This is a genomic window from Deltaproteobacteria bacterium (assembly GCA_026388415.1).
Taxonomy (GTDB): domain Bacteria; phylum Desulfobacterota; class Syntrophia; order Syntrophales; family JACQWR01; genus JAPLJV01.
In genome coordinates this window covers 14,355-28,124 of record JAPLJV010000023.1, presented here as the reverse complement: position 1 = coordinate 28,124, position 13,770 = coordinate 14,355, and the positions used below count along the sequence as shown (strand labels likewise).

At 53.9% G+C, this 13,770-nt stretch carries 12 protein-coding genes; 3 read left to right on the top strand and 9 right to left on the bottom strand.

The window, feature by feature from the left end:
• Positions 1-242: 242 nt before the first annotated feature.
• The 9 genes from NT140_05390 to clpS all read right to left on the bottom strand — a co-directional run bounded on the left by NT140_05390 (position 243) and on the right by clpS (position 11,633).
• On the bottom strand, positions 243-1,721 hold the full coding sequence (locus tag NT140_05390) for a class I SAM-dependent DNA methyltransferase (protein MCX5831307.1): 1,479 nt from the start codon (positions 1,719-1,721) through the stop codon (positions 243-245).
• Between the two features lie 90 nt (positions 1,722-1,811).
• Positions 1,812-2,696: a nucleotidyl transferase AbiEii/AbiGii toxin family protein gene (locus NT140_05385; GenBank protein MCX5831306.1), complete on the bottom strand. Its 885-nt coding sequence runs from the start codon at positions 2,694-2,696 to the stop codon at positions 1,812-1,814.
• A 1-nt stretch (position 2,697) separates the two neighbouring features.
• Positions 2,698-3,498 (bottom strand): hypothetical protein, encoded by an 801-nt coding sequence (locus NT140_05380; protein ID MCX5831305.1) that lies wholly within the window; start codon positions 3,496-3,498, stop codon positions 2,698-2,700.
• 156 nt (positions 3,499-3,654) lie between these two features.
• Positions 3,655-4,932, bottom strand: a complete 1,278-nt coding sequence (locus NT140_05375; protein ID MCX5831304.1) for a restriction endonuclease subunit S — start codon at positions 4,930-4,932, stop codon at positions 3,655-3,657.
• Positions 4,933-4,990: 58 nt separating this feature from the next.
• Positions 4,991-7,738 (bottom strand): DEAD/DEAH box helicase family protein, encoded by a 2,748-nt coding sequence (locus NT140_05370; protein ID MCX5831303.1) that lies wholly within the window; start codon positions 7,736-7,738, stop codon positions 4,991-4,993.
• A gap of 169 nt (positions 7,739-7,907) precedes the next feature.
• Positions 7,908-8,258, bottom strand: a complete 351-nt coding sequence (locus NT140_05365; GenBank protein ID MCX5831302.1) for a cupin domain-containing protein — start codon at positions 8,256-8,258, stop codon at positions 7,908-7,910.
• Positions 8,259-8,348: 90 nt separating this feature from the next.
• Entirely contained in the window at positions 8,349-9,032 is a 684-nt protein-coding gene (gene aat, locus NT140_05360; protein MCX5831301.1) for a leucyl/phenylalanyl-tRNA--protein transferase, read from the bottom strand.
• Positions 9,033-11,285 carry an ATP-dependent Clp protease ATP-binding subunit ClpA gene (gene clpA / locus NT140_05355; protein ID MCX5831300.1) on the bottom strand — a complete coding sequence of 751 codons (2,253 nt, stop codon included), beginning with the start codon at positions 11,283-11,285 and terminating at the stop codon, positions 9,033-9,035.
• A 24-nt stretch (positions 11,286-11,309) separates the two neighbouring features.
• On the bottom strand, positions 11,310-11,633 hold the full coding sequence (clpS, locus tag NT140_05350; GenBank protein MCX5831299.1) for an ATP-dependent Clp protease adapter ClpS: 324 nt from the start codon (positions 11,631-11,633) through the stop codon (positions 11,310-11,312).
• Between the two features lie 198 nt (positions 11,634-11,831).
• On the opposite strand from clpS, the gene NT140_05345 reads away from it, so the two are divergent.
• The 3 genes from NT140_05345 (at position 11,832) to trxA (ending at position 13,768) form a co-directional block, all read left to right on the top strand.
• The gene (locus NT140_05345; GenBank protein ID MCX5831298.1) at positions 11,832-12,509 is read left to right on the top strand and encodes a TMEM165/GDT1 family protein; all 678 of its coding nucleotides are present in this window, start codon (positions 11,832-11,834) and stop codon (positions 12,507-12,509) included.
• A 69-nt stretch (positions 12,510-12,578) separates the two neighbouring features.
• Positions 12,579-12,965, top strand: coding sequence for a helix-hairpin-helix domain-containing protein (locus NT140_05340; GenBank protein ID MCX5831297.1), 387 nt, complete (start codon positions 12,579-12,581; stop codon positions 12,963-12,965).
• A 239-nt stretch (positions 12,966-13,204) separates the two neighbouring features.
• On the top strand, positions 13,205-13,768 hold the full coding sequence (gene trxA / locus NT140_05335; GenBank protein ID MCX5831296.1) for a thioredoxin: 564 nt from the start codon (positions 13,205-13,207) through the stop codon (positions 13,766-13,768).
• Positions 13,769-13,770 lie beyond the last annotated feature (2 nt).

The following is a 13,770-nucleotide window of genomic DNA, read 5'->3' as shown; positions in this document are numbered from 1 at the left end:
TATCAAGCCAAAATGGCTCCTACAGCAACCATGAATATCGGCAATGGCAGTGCGCTTCAATCAATCCTATACACCAAAATGATAGCCCTTAGACCGGCCCCCATCGGGAGGCCAGTTCAGCGCGCTGAACTAACTTATCAACATGATATAATTAATAATACTCCGACATTGCCGATCATTTTCATGCAAATTATTCCTCTCATTTGACGCCCCGGCGCGGACCTCCTTTCACTCGCCTGCCTCTAAATTCTCTGCGCAATTTCTTTAAAACTGGCAACTGCTGCTTCGAGGTTTTCGATAATGTCGTTGGCCAGTACGTCGGGGTCCGGCAGATTGTCCAAGTCGGCCAGGCTTTTGTCTCTCAGCCAGAAGATGTCCAGGCTGGTTTTGTCGCGGTTGACGATTTCGTCATAGGTGAACTTGCGCCACTGGCCTTCGGGATTGGCTTCCGGGTGCCATGTTTCCTTGCGGGTATGGCGGTTTTCGGGCTGGTAGCATTCAATAAAATCCCGCAAATCCTCCAATTTCAGGGGATTCTTTTTCAGGGTGTGATGGATGTTTGTGCGGTAATCGTAATACCAGATCTCCTTTGTCCAGGGTTCCTTGGCGGCGGGTTGGGCATCGAAGAACAGGACATTCGCCTTGACGCCCTGAGCATAGAAAATACCTGTCGGCAGGCGCAGGATGGTATGGAGATCCATGGTTTCGAGCAGCCGTTTCCGGACCGTTTCCCCGGCCCCGCCTTCGAAGAGGACATTGTCGGGGACGACCACGGCGGCCTTGCCCGTTGTTTTAAGCATTGTGCGGATGTGCTGGACAAAGTTGAGTTGCTTGTTGCTCGTCGTCGCCCAGAAGTCCTGGCGGTTATAGGTGAGGTCTTCCTTCTCCTGCTCGCCTTCCTCGTTCGTGAAGGTCATGCTGCTCTTCTTCCCGAAAGGCGGATTGGTCAGAACGTAATCCACGCGCAGGCCCGAGTCGGCCACGAGGGAATCGGTGGGCGAAATGAAGGTTTCCGAGTCGATATCGCCGATATTGTGGAGAAACATATTCATGAGGGCCAGCCGGCGGGCGCCCGCCACGATCTCGTTGCCGTAGAAGGTCTGGTATTTCAGAAATCCTTTATCTTCTTTGTCGATTCCTTTATGAGCCGCGATATAGTCGTAGGCGGCCAGGAAAAACCCGCCCGTGCCGCAGGCCGGATCGGCAATGGTCTTCAGGGGTTCGGGCCGGAGGCATTCCACCATCGCCTTGATCAGCGGCCGTGGCGTGAAGTACTGCCCGGCGCCGCTCTTGGTGTCTTCGGCGTTTTTCTCCAGGAGGCCTTCGTAAATCTTGCCTTTGACGTCCGTCCCCATCGTGCTCCACTGCTCCTTGTCGATCATGTCGATGAGCCGGGAGAGCTTGGCCGGGTCCTGGATCTTGTTCTGGGATTTCGTGAAGATCTGCCCGAGGATGCCCTTTTGCTGCCCCAACTCCCGCAGCAACTTGCTGTAATGCAGCTCCAGCTCCGCGCCCTTTCTTGAAGTGAGACTTTCCCAATCATAGGTCTTCGGCATCAGTAACGGGCGGTTGTAGGGCGGCCGGGAAAACTCATCGGCCAGTTTCAGAAAGAGGAGGTACGTGAGCTGTTCCAGATAATCGCCGTAGCCCACGCCATCATCGCGCAGGGTGTTGCAGAAGCTCCAGACCTTGGAGATGATGCTTGATGCGTTGTCGTTCATAGGAGTGATGCCTCGTTAAAACTTATTCCATTAATCTTCCGATGGAAGGTGGTTTGTCATTATGCAACACCATACAGTGTCATTATGACATCATGCAGAGTTGTTTTTTGCCAGCAGGGAGGCCACCGCCCCCACTTCCTGGAAAACGGATTCGAGATCGAATGCCTGGAAGTCCTGCTCGCGCAGGACGGGCTTCAACTGAGAAACGAGTTGCAGCCGAAGCTCCGCCAGACGACTGTCGGATACATCGACCGGATCGTTGCCAGGAACGGAGAGCTTCCGGTGGACCATCGCGATGAAGGACCGTTCCCGGGGATCCAGATCCATCTTTCGGACAGCATGGTCGATATCGTAGAAATCGCGGATCGCCACGTCGCGCCGTGACAGGGCCGCCCGCAACTTTTCAGCCATCGCCTCTTCCCTGGAGATGCAGGAAACGGGAAAGGCCGGCACCATCGGCTGGCCCGAGATGGGGTTAAGCAAGAGCGTCCTCGCCATGCTGTTGGAGACAGGCATCAGCAAAGGCTCGCGGAGCCCTACCTCGATCTTGATGGTCTCCTCCTGCCCGCTGAGTAGCGATTGATAACCGATGCAGGCGACGTATTGGGTCGAGTTGTTCGCACCTCTCAGCGGCTCGACGATCCGGAAGGGCTTCAGGTCCGCTTCGATCCTTCCGGCCGCCTCTTTCAGGCGGGTCGCCAGGGCACGCCGTTGGGACCGGGGGGCGTCGCAGGGCGCGGGAATGACGAAGTCCAGGTCTTCGCTGAGGCGGTAGAATTCGGCATGCACCTTGGCCAGGCATGTCCCGCCCTTGAAAATCAGCGTAGCATCCGCCGCGGCCAGATAGTTGAGCAGGAGCGTGCAAAAATAATCCTTTTCGATCAGGCGGGGCAGAAACCTGGTCTGGGTCGCCGTGAAGTTCATGTCCTCCCGGAACAGTAAGGGGTCTTCATGCATCTGGATGGGTGCATTCATCTCACGCCTCCTCGTTTACAACGACGCCCCAGCGGCGACTGATCGTCCCCCGCTTCGGTCTTCCGGGAATCCACGGGATCAGACCGGTGGACGGTGTCAGTACCCCTTCGAGCTTCTGCAGCAGATCCGTAGCCGCCCCTTGCCGCTCCAGCAGCAGCCCGATCCGCCGGATCGTCCCCTTGTCTCCGTAACGCAAGGTGGCATCGACCAGTACGGAGTCGGAAATACGGGAAGCGGCCAGATCCCCGCGAATCCAGTCGTAGGCACGGGGTAGGCTGTTGAAACGCGCCCAGTCGTAGACGGCGTCCACGAGGGTCCGGACGCGGGAGCTGTAGACGGCGGAACGGCCTTCAGGAGTCCGCACCTCCTCTGTATCGCCCAGTCGTTCGTCAGCCACCTTGATCAGGGTCAGGCTAACCGCACCGATGGTCCGCTCCCCCGAGATCCGGTTGTTGTAAGCGTAGACACGGGTCGGGATCTGTTCGTCGAAGCCGTACCGGTTGAAGGCGTTGGGCCCGCAGATCTGGTAGCGCCCCTGCCGGTCCTCCATCAGGGCATTGAGCGCCAGGGTCTCGTCGGGGCTCCAGGCGCCGCCGAGGGGAAGCTGGGCAGGCACGAGGTAGAAGCCATTGCGGACCCGGGCGATCAGGCCGCCCCGGGCCAGCCGGCTAAAGAGCTTACGTTCCTGATCGCGGCTCAGTTGAAGGGGCTCGGTCAGCTCTCCCGACCTGACGGTCTGTCGCTTGCGCATCTGCAGGTACGCGAGCAGTTGCGTCTCCTGTTTTCCGAGAGTGGTTTTCATGGGTGCATTGTATTTTTTATTTATACCTTGTCAAGCTATTTATGGGAAATAGAATGCACCATGCCTTGGCGCATCCTATTGAACAAAATCTGTCATGTCCCGCCCCTGCCTGCGCGAGGGTAAACTGCGGCGGGAATCCATCTGAATCTAAAAAAATCATGGATCCCCGACAGAAGCACTCGGGGATGACAGCATCTTTTTGCCTCTTCCTCTAACGCTTCCCTTTATCGTTGCTTGCCTAGCCTTCTCTGTCTTGATGCGCTCCAGGAGCTTTGACGCCGGTTCGTCGCTGGGGTCTTGCGGGACCAGCTGGCCTGCAAAGGCCTTCTTCAAAATGCTATGGCGCAGGGCTTCGGCCTGCTGGAGGCTTTGGGAGATGGTTTCTTCGAGCTTGTCGGCCACGGAGAGGCGGGTTTCGATGGATTGATTTACCTTTTGTTGAATATCTATGCTCGGGATTTTACACTTAATTGGATAAACCTTACTTCCAGAAATTACGGGTTGAGCTGTTGAACTAGAAAGTTGATTAAGATTTAAGTTCTTAACGAGATAGAAGAGAAAATGAATATTTATCTTGTTGCTATTAAAATAAACGACAAAAGCGTTATCAGTAATCCAGCTTTTGAGCTTTGTTATATGAGTATTCCCACAATGAACGCCAACCCGTCCAATAATCAATTGAGGTTCTGCAAACATAAATTCGGAATGATTCCCTGTCACCCCATTACCACCATAAACTAAATATTGACCATCATCATTTCTTGTAGACTTGGTCAATCCATTACCTGAACTAATTTTTAAAATACTACCAAGTGTCGTATGTTCCCAATTTTCAAGGCCTCCAGTAAAACTACCTTCGAATGCCCATTTGAGGACGGCCTGACGGTAAACCTTGAGTTGCTGCTGGACGGCCTTGAGGGCTTCCACGCCTTTGTCCAGCTCGCTGAAGAGTTCTTCTACCTTGGCGACGATGCGGTTTTGTTCAAGGAGGGGAGGGAGGGGCAAATCAACATTTCTTACAATGTCACCTGATATTGCTTTGAAAGTAGTACCCGTTCCTTTTTTGTCCAGTTCTTTTTCAATGCTCTGCAAATAATAAAACAAAAACTTGTAATTATGAAAACGCAGTGCCGCCAAACCTCTTCCGATACAGCATTTTCTGTCGGCAATATTTGTATTGCCAACAGGCGCACGCACTGAAAGCAAAATATCATTTTGTTCCGCAATTTTACCGGGGACGCTGCACCATTTTTCGGCTACAGGATGAAGCTCTGTAAACTCCGCTTTACCCTGAAAAAAAGGTAACCCATTTCCAACAGTATTATAGGTTTCAGAGGGAGGCGATTGTCCTAAAATGATTTCACAAACATCTTTAAGATGAATTTGTTCCCAGCCTACGGGAAGATCATCAATGCTTATGCAGCGTTCTTCCATCTTACCCCTTTAAAATTCCTGGATTCCCGCCTGCGCGGGAATGACGACGAGGGCGGTCCTACGCCGCCAATGCCTCGTTGATCTCGTCAATCATTTCTTCGGTCTTATCACCGAATAGCTGCCACATTTTCCCTAGGCCACCCTGGGCGTCAAAGGGCGCGAAGTCCAGATCGTCTTTGCCGATATGGATCGACGTGGCGATATGCTCTTTCATCATGCGCAGCCAGGCCATCTGTTCATTGGTGAACTTGAGCGGCCCGGCCTGTTTCTGGAAGACCCAGGCCTGAAAATTCCTGTCCACGGTCTTGTCGTAAGGCGTCAGGGCCGCGTCAATACCCGTGATCCGGCGGATGAGGGAGACCAGAGCCACCAGTTCGTTGACCGGGTTCGTGCCCGTGACCGCCTCCAATCGCTCATAGGCCTTCCAGATGCGCAGAGGCGCCAGGGCCGGTTTATCAAGTTTCAGGCGTTCCAGGAGTTCCTTGATCATGGCGTAGGTCAGTTCCTTGCGCCGGTAGGGCTGGTTGTAAAAGATCTGGAGGGCCGTGATTTCATCCTTGTTGGTCTCCAGGTAGGTCTTGAAATTCTGCACGAGTTCCGCCGCCTGGTCCTTGGCCTGCCCATCCCACCCGGCAAACTCGACGGTATCGGGATTGATGATGTCGATAATCTGTTCGTGAAGCTTGCGGACATTTTCGATGAACGTATTCAGTTCGCCCGTAAAGGGGCGTGCTGCCTGGGTGATCAGTTTTTCCTGGGCATCGCCCAGTTGCGCCGGGGTGGGCGTATCATCGGCCGTCAGGTTGAATTGCTTCCGGGCGGTCGCTTCAATCTGGTCGGGATCGTAGGCATGGAGGAGTTTTTTGACGACTTCGCCAATCGAGCTTCCTTGCGCTTTGGCCTGGAACTGTCCCGCTTCCTTCGCCGTGATGATCTTTGCCAGGCGGCCCAGGCGGCCGGCCAGGGTGGTGAAGAGGTCTTCATCGTGGGCGCCCACGGCCACGGCGGCCAGCAGATCTTTGAGGGAGACGGTGGGTTTGCGTTCCAGGGGGCGGCTGTCCGTCTTCAGGGATTTCGTGACGCCCACGGCATCGATGATGATGAAATGATCTTTTGTATATTGGGCCGAGGGCGTGACCTTGCGCAGGTCGTCCAGGTTGATCGTCCGGGTGCCCCGACCCTTCATCTGCTCGAAATAGTTGCGGCTTTTCACATCGCGCATAAAGATGAGGCATTCCAGGGGCTTTACGTCCGTGCCCGTGGCGATCATATCGACGGTAACGGCAATGCGCGGATGGTAGTCATTGCGGAACTGGGCCAGGACCGACTTCGGGTCTTCCTCGGCCAGATAGGTCACCTTTTTACAGAAGGCGTTGCCTTCCGCGAATTCCTCCCGGACGATCTGGATGATGTCGTCGGCATGGCTGTCGGTCTTGGCAAAAATGAGCGTTTTCGGCACTTCTTTTCTCTGCGGGAAGATCTGCGGCCAATGCTCTTTAAACGTGCGGATAATGGCGCGGATCTGATTGGGGTTCACCACGTCATCGTCCAGACTTTTGGCGGAATAGGCCACGTCTTCATCCAACTGCTGCCAGCGCTTCTTGCGGGAGAGTTTTTCCCGGACATCGACGTATTCGCCCTTCCAGACGACAGAGCCCTTTTTCGAAATTGTGGTTTCGATCAGATAGACATTGTAGCCCACATTGACCCCATCGGCCACGGCCTCTTCATGGGTATATTCGCTCACGATATTCTGGTTGAAAAAGCCGAAGGTCCGCTGATCCGGCGTGGCCGTGAGCCCGATGAGAAAGGCATCGAAATATTCCAAAACCTGCTTCCAGAGGTTGTAAATGCTGCGGTGGCATTCATCGATCACGATGAAATCGAAAAACTCGATTGGGAGTTTGGCGTTGTACACCACAGGCAGGGGTTCGCGCTTGCCCCAGTTCACCTCGCCGGGATTGGTTTCTTCGGCCGTATCGTCCAGCTCTTCGCCTTTCAGGATGGAATAGAGGCGCTGGATCGTGCTGATGCAGACCTGGCTGTCCGTGGCGACATAACTCGATTTCAGGCGCTGGACGTTGTAGAGTTCCGTGAATTTGCGGTTGTCGTCATTGGGCAGGTAGGCCATGAATCCCTGTTCCGCCTGCTCGCCCAGGTTGCGGGTGTCCACGAGAAACAGAATCCGCTTGGCGTCGGCAAATTTCAGGAGGCGGTAGATGGCGGTGATGGCGGCAAAGGTCTTGCCCGAACCCGTGGCCATCTGGATGAGGGCGCGGGGCTGGTTGGCCTTGAAGGAGGCTTCGAGATTGGTCGTGGCCTTGATCTGGCAGTCGCGCAGACCTTGCGTGGGCAGGGCGGGCAGGGAAAGAAGCCGCTCTCGCAGGGACTTAGGCTTTTTCAGGCCTTCCCGGAACGTCTCGGGCCGATGAAATCGGAAGACCGGGCGCGATCTTGGTTTCGGATCGCGATAATCCGTAAAGCGGGTCAGGGCGCCCGTGCTTTCATACACGAAGGGAAGAGGAGAATTGTTCAGGTATTTCAGCCGGCTCGCGGCATATTCGGCGGATTGTTCTTCCACTACGGTCAGGCGGACGCCCTCTTCCTCTTTCTTGGCTTCGATGACGCCGATCGGTTTCCGGTCCACAAAGAGGATGTAATCGGCCGGTCCGACCTCCGTCTGATACTCCCGCACGGCGACGCCAGCACCGGCATCAAGGTTGAGTTCGTTCCGATCCTGAACCTCCCATCCTGCCTCTCCAAGCAGATGATCGATCTTTTGCCGCGCCTTCTCTTCCGGTTTCACATGACCACCTGGGGTTAAACACTAACGATTCCTGAATGGTGCTTGTGGAAGAAGATACAGAAATATTGAGGGGATATCAAGGAGAAAGAATATCGGTCGCGGCAATCTGGCGTCCATGTCGGAGAAGACGGTGGCGATTCCGAGCAGACCTATCCATCACGAGGGTCTGTCATTCATAGCCCTTGGGCACTCCACAGATCATAACCATCGGCTCCTGCGCCGATGTGTTTTTATACTGATGTTTTTCATCCGGCAGTACCAATACAAAGTCCCCCTTCTTGACAGGCCGCTCTTCACCGCTTTCAACTATAACAGCCCCCTCACCGTCCATGATATAGTTCAAATGTTCAAATGGATGGATATGATACGGGGTATATCCTCCCGGCATGATCGTAAAGACACGCAGAGAAACATTCGGCGTGCCGTCGGCTTTCGATATAGGCACCTGCTTCAACACATCTTTTGCTCCCTCCATCACCATCCTTGTTTTTTCAGTGTCCTCAATTCTTGTGATCTTCATGGTTATCTCCGTTAAATATTTTATTAACTTGATTTTATTATGAATTATACGATTAAGCGGAAGCATAAGTCAACAGGTTCGTTTCCGGATTTATGACCAGTCTATCCATCGGCCGGGGTTCGCTGGCTGTTGCAGGGCCGCGGTCATGAGGTTTAAAAAGATTTTTCTCGGCAGCAGTTCGGCACCCAGGCTTTGCAGATGGGGAGAATCAACCTGGCAGTCAATGAGCCGGAAGCCCCGTGCCTGTAAAGCACGGGTCAGCGTAATCAAAGCAGCTTTGGAGGCGTTACTGATCTTCGTGAACATTGATTCGCCGAAAAAGCAGGCCCCCAGCGCTACACCATAGAGACCGCCGGCCAGCTCGCCATTATACCAGGCCTCGACGGAATGGGCGATGCCCTGATCGTACAGGCGGCAGTAGGCGTCCACCATGGCCTCGGTAATCCATGTCTCTCCCTCTTCACGCCGCGAGACTCGGCAGGCCGTGATTATTTCCCGGAAGCAGCGGTCGTAGGTAATCGAAAATCTTCCCTGATGTAACGTCTGCCTCATACTGCGGGAAACATGCAGTTTGGCGGGAAAAAGGACCAGGCGGGGATCGGGAGACCACCAGAGGATGGGCTCATCTTCCCCGAACCAGGGGAAAATGCCGTTGGTGTAGGCCATGATCAGCCGCTCCGGCGCCAGATCGCCGCCTATGGCTAATAATCCATTGGCTTCGCTCAGTTCCACGGGCGGAAAGATCAGTGCCTCATTCAACTGAAAGACGGGCATTTACTCAGCGCTCTCCAGCACGGCCAGAATCAAGGCGTCATTTTCCACGGCTACGCTGACCCGTCCGCCTTTCACGAGACGGCCGAACAGGACTTCATCCACAAAAAAGTTTTTAATCTTGTCCTGGATCAGGCGGCTGATCTCCCGGGCGCCGAATTCACGGGAATAACCATGTTCCGCAACCCAGCCATACACCTCGTCCTGAACGGTAAGGAGGATATTTTTTTCTTCTAATTGCAGATGAAATTCCCGAATCTGCTTTTTCACGATGTCAACGATGACCTGCTGGTCCAAATCATTGAAGATAACCATGCCATCCAGGCGATTGCGGAATTCGGGAGTAAAGATTTTTTTCAACGCTTCGTCAATGGCCCCGAAGGTTACCCGTCTTTCCCCGAAGCCAATTTTCGACTTGCCCACGTCGCGGGCCCCGGCATTGGAGGTCATAATGATGATGACGTTCCGGAAATCGGCCTGGCGGCCCGTATTATCCGTCAACGTCGCGTAATCCATCACCTGCAGCAGCGTATTAAAGATATCGGGATGGGCCTTCTCAATCTCGTCGAGCAGGAGCACGCAGTGCGGCGTCTTGCGGATGGTCTCGGTCAGCAGGCCGCCTTCCTCGTAGCCAACATAGCCCGGCGGGGCGCCCACGAGCCTCGATACGGTATGCTTCTCCTGATATTCGGACATGTCATAGCGGTGCAGCGGAATACCCATCGTCTGGGACAACTGCCGCGCGAGCTCCGTCTTGCCGACACCCGTCGGTCCGGCAAAGAGCAGTGAGGCCACGGGTTTGTTGGCGTCACGGAATCCGGCCCGTGCCCGGCGGATGGCCTGCACGACGGCCTGGATGGCTTCGTTTTGACCGAAAATCCATCCTTGCAGCGTGATTTCCAGATCCTGCAAGCGGATGGCCTCGGATGAAGATACGGATTTCTCGGGAATTCTGGCCATTTTGGCGACCACATATTCTATCTCGCCCGGCGTAATGGTCGGCGTCTCCGGATTTTCGTCCCGGGCAATTGCCATCCTTGCCCCGGCCTCATCCATCACATCAATGGCCTTATCGGGCAAGTAGCGGTCGTTGATGTGCTTCGCCGCCAGTTCTGCGGCCGCGCGCAGGGCATCATCACTATATACTACGCTATGAAAGCTCTCGTATTTCTCCCGCAAGCCTTGCAGGATTTGCACGGTCTCGGCAACGGTTGGTTCGGGGATCTCAATCGGCTGGAAGCGGCGGGAGAGGGCCCGGTCTTTTTCGAAGGCCTTTCTGTATTCGTCATGGGTGGTCGAACCAATACAGCGGATATGGCCGGACGTCAACGCCGGCTTGAGAATGTTGCTTGCATCCAGCGAACCGCCCGAAACGGCGCCGGCCCCGACAAGCGTATGGATCTCGTCAATGAAAAGGATCACATTTTTCTTCTTTTCCAGCTCGGTGACGACCTGCGTCATCCGTTCTTCAAAATCTCCGCGGTAACGGGTTCCCGAGACTATGGCCCCCATGTCGAGAGAATAAATCGAGGCGCCTTTCAAGGGTTTGGGTACTTTGTCCCGGGCGATAAGCTGAGCCAGACCCTCGGTAATGGCGGTTTTGCCCACCCCGGCCGCGCCGACATGAACGGGATTATTCTTGAAACGGCGACAGAGCACCTGCACCGTCCGTTCCAGAATATCCTCGCGCCCGATCAGCGGTTCCAATTCCCCGGCCAGGGCCTTGGCCACCAATTCGGTGGTAAACAAGGCCAATGCCTTGCTTTCTTTGGCAACAGCTTTTTTTTCGCCTTCCTCGACGTTCTGGTCCGGTGGCCTTTCCTCGGGAATGACCGAAGTGCCATGAGAAATATAATTCAGCAGATTCAGCCTCGTTAAGCCTTCACCCTGCAAAATAAACGAGGCGTGGGAATCCTTTTCGTCAAAAATGGCAATCAACACATCCCCAATATCCAGCTCCGCCTTTTGCGCCGACATCGTATGATAAACTGCCCGGTTCATCACATTCTGAAAACTCAGGCTATGGACGGGTTCCTGCTTGGCGACTCTGGGCGGTATCTTGCTCTGGAAAAAAGCCTCAATTTTCTTTTTCAGATCATCTATGTTGCCGCCGCACCGACGGAGAATCTCTTTGGCTTCCTCGAAAAACAGCGAGGCAAAGAGGATGTGCTCCGGCGTCAGATACTCATGCTCCCGGGACTGGGCCTCCGCATAGGCGGCCAGCAATATATTGTTCAGCTCTTCAGTCACTCTCATAATGAATCCTCAATACTTGATAAGTTACGCCTCTTCACAACTGCACTTGAGCGGATATTCATGTTCTTTCGCGAGCTTGGCAACTTGCGCCACCTTGGTCATGGCGATATCGCAGGTGTAGATGCCACACAATCCCTTCCCTTTTTTATGGACGTCCAGCATGATCTTCGTCGCCTCGGCCGCCGATTTATGAAAGATTTTCATGAGCACGGCCACGACAAACTCCATCGTCGTATAATGGTCGTTGTGCAGGATCACCCGGTACATTTTCGGCTCGTCAAGCTGCGGATCACCGTCCAGGACAAAACCAGGTTCATATTTGCTTTCTTGATCAGGATGATTGCTCACGGCTATCCCTTTTCGTCAAAGTAGCTACCCTCAAACAATATAGGAGCATCAGACGAAGATGTCAATAATCGGACCAGGGCACCAGAAGAAATGCAGGCAGCGTTGGTATAGCTGACGATGAAAGTAATTGAAAATTATTGAATATATATGATACCATACGCCATAAGTTGAGTGAATTCAGTAATAAAGGCATGAAGTATGATCACGGCATTTTTTTTGGCTACCGTAGCGGTGGTGCTGGCGGAAATGGGCGACAAGACTCAATTGCTGGCGATGGCCTTTGCCAGCCGCTTCCGTTGGCAAACTGTGCTCTGGGCGGTGTTGGCGGCGACGCTCGTCAATCATCTGCTGGCGGTGGCGGTGGGCAATGTCATCACGCAGTTTCTGCCCATGGTCTGGATAAAACTTGCCGCGGCAACGTCATTCATTGTTTTTGCCTTATGGACCATCCGCGGCGACACCCTGGATGGAGAAGACCAAGGCCAGGGACGCAGTCCATTCTGGACAATAGCGATCGCCTTTTTCATCGCGGAGATGGGCGACAAGACCCAACTGATGACGATTGCCCTGGCCGCTGAGGAGGCAGTCAAGGTCGGGGGGACCGGATGGATAGCCAAGGCCAGGCAGATTGTGCCGGTCTGGATGGGCACCACCTGCGGCATGATGATTGCCGACGCCTTCGGCATCTGTGTGGGCATTGTCCTTAATAAACATATCCCGGAAAAATTGGTCAAGTGGTTTGCCGCCGCTTGTTTCGCCGCCTTTGGTCTGGCAGGATTGTACGAAGCCCTGGGTCAGCTTCTACCGCCGGATGCGTATCATAACCTTTGGCTCATGCTGGGAAATACCTTTGACAAGGTTTATAGACTCTGGTAAAAATCAGTCATGTAAGCTGCATTGTCCGATGCAGACAAAACTTTACTCTGCTAAAAATAAGGAGGCGCTATGTTGAAAAAAGCAAGTAGTATCTTGGTGAAACAAGTTTGTTTATTTCTTTTGATGGGACTTATCAGCGTCGCATTTATTCCCGAGTCTGGTGCAGCTCCGACAAAAGCTCCGGCTGCTGCCACCGATATGACTAAAGCAACGCCGGATATAAAGCCCGCTGCCAAATCTACTCCTTCAGTTGCCGCAAAACCAGCGCCGGCAACGAAAATAAATATTAATACTGCGGACAAGGCAACGCTGGAAAAGCTTTCCGGAATCGGACCGGTCAAAGCCCAGGCGATTATTGATGGCAGGCCCTACAAGACCATTGAAGACGTGATGAGGGTCAGCGGCATCAAAGGCAAGACGTTTGAAGGCATCAAGGACAATATTACTGTAAAATAAATAGCACAGACGCTTAAATGACGACCTCGTCAAAAGCCGTCATACCGGCGAAAGCCGGTATCCAGTGTTTTTGTAGCGTGTTGAAATCTCTGGATACCGGTTTTCACCGGTATGACGATTCTTGGGCATTTTCGACTTTGGACGGGTTCATATTTAATTATGTACCAACTTTTGACGAGGAAAGGTACGGGCGACGCATGCGTCGCCCCAACAGCGCGGTTGAGGGTTGAGGGGCAGGCATGGAGCAGGAAGACATCATCATCAGGTGCCTCAACTGTGACGCCAGGAATCGCATTCCTCAGGCGCGGATGCAGGAACGTCCAGTGTGCGGGCGCTGTGGCGCTAACCTGGATGAGATGATTATCCGGTGCCTGAGCTGCGGCAAGAAAAACCGCATGCCGGAGAACAGGCTTTCCGATCGTCCCTTATGCGGCCATTGCGGTTTACCGCTGGTCAACATGGGGGCGCAGTTTACGCCCGTAGAGATCAGCGACGGCATTTTCCACCGGGAGGTGCTGGCCCATCGTGGCCCTGTCCTGGTTGATTGCTGGGCGCCCTGGTGTGGTCCCTGCAAGCAGGCGGCCCCTATTTTCGACGAGTTGGCATCCCAATATGCAGGTGCCGTCAAGATCGCCAAGCTAAATGTGGATGACAATCCTTTAACGGCGTCAAAATACGAAATCCGCAATATTCCCACTATGTTGTTTTTCAAGGATGGCCGCCTGATCAACAGGCTGGTAGGATTAAAACCCAAAGAAGAGATAGCGAGGTACCTGCACGCCATGATTGATGGCCAAGGTTAAGG

What these genes read in the sequence shown, in the direction of transcription:
- NT140_05375 (MCX5831304.1), bottom strand. Translation starts at nt 4,932, where the DNA reads ATGGAAGAACGCTGCATAAGCATTGATGATCTTCCCGTAGGCTGGGAA.
- NT140_05340 (MCX5831297.1), top strand. Translation starts at nt 12,579, where the DNA reads ATGTTGAAAAAAGCAAGTAGTATCTTGGTGAAACAAGTTTGTTTATTT.
- trxA (MCX5831296.1), top strand. Translation starts at nt 13,205, where the DNA reads ATGGAGCAGGAAGACATCATCATCAGGTGCCTCAACTGTGACGCCAGG.
- NT140_05345 (MCX5831298.1), top strand. Translation starts at nt 11,832, where the DNA reads ATGATCACGGCATTTTTTTTGGCTACCGTAGCGGTGGTGCTGGCGGAA.
- aat (MCX5831301.1), bottom strand. Translation starts at nt 9,032, where the DNA reads ATGCCCGTCTTTCAGTTGAATGAGGCACTGATCTTTCCGCCCGTGGAA.
- NT140_05380 (MCX5831305.1), bottom strand. Translation starts at nt 3,498, where the DNA reads ATGAAAACCACTCTCGGAAAACAGGAGACGCAACTGCTCGCGTACCTG.
- NT140_05385 (MCX5831306.1), bottom strand. Translation starts at nt 2,696, where the DNA reads ATGAATGCACCCATCCAGATGCATGAAGACCCCTTACTGTTCCGGGAG.
- NT140_05390 (MCX5831307.1), bottom strand. Translation starts at nt 1,721, where the DNA reads ATGAACGACAACGCATCAAGCATCATCTCCAAGGTCTGGAGCTTCTGC.
- clpA (MCX5831300.1), bottom strand. Translation starts at nt 11,285, where the DNA reads ATGAGAGTGACTGAAGAGCTGAACAATATATTGCTGGCCGCCTATGCG.
- NT140_05365 (MCX5831302.1), bottom strand. Translation starts at nt 8,258, where the DNA reads ATGAAGATCACAAGAATTGAGGACACTGAAAAAACAAGGATGGTGATG.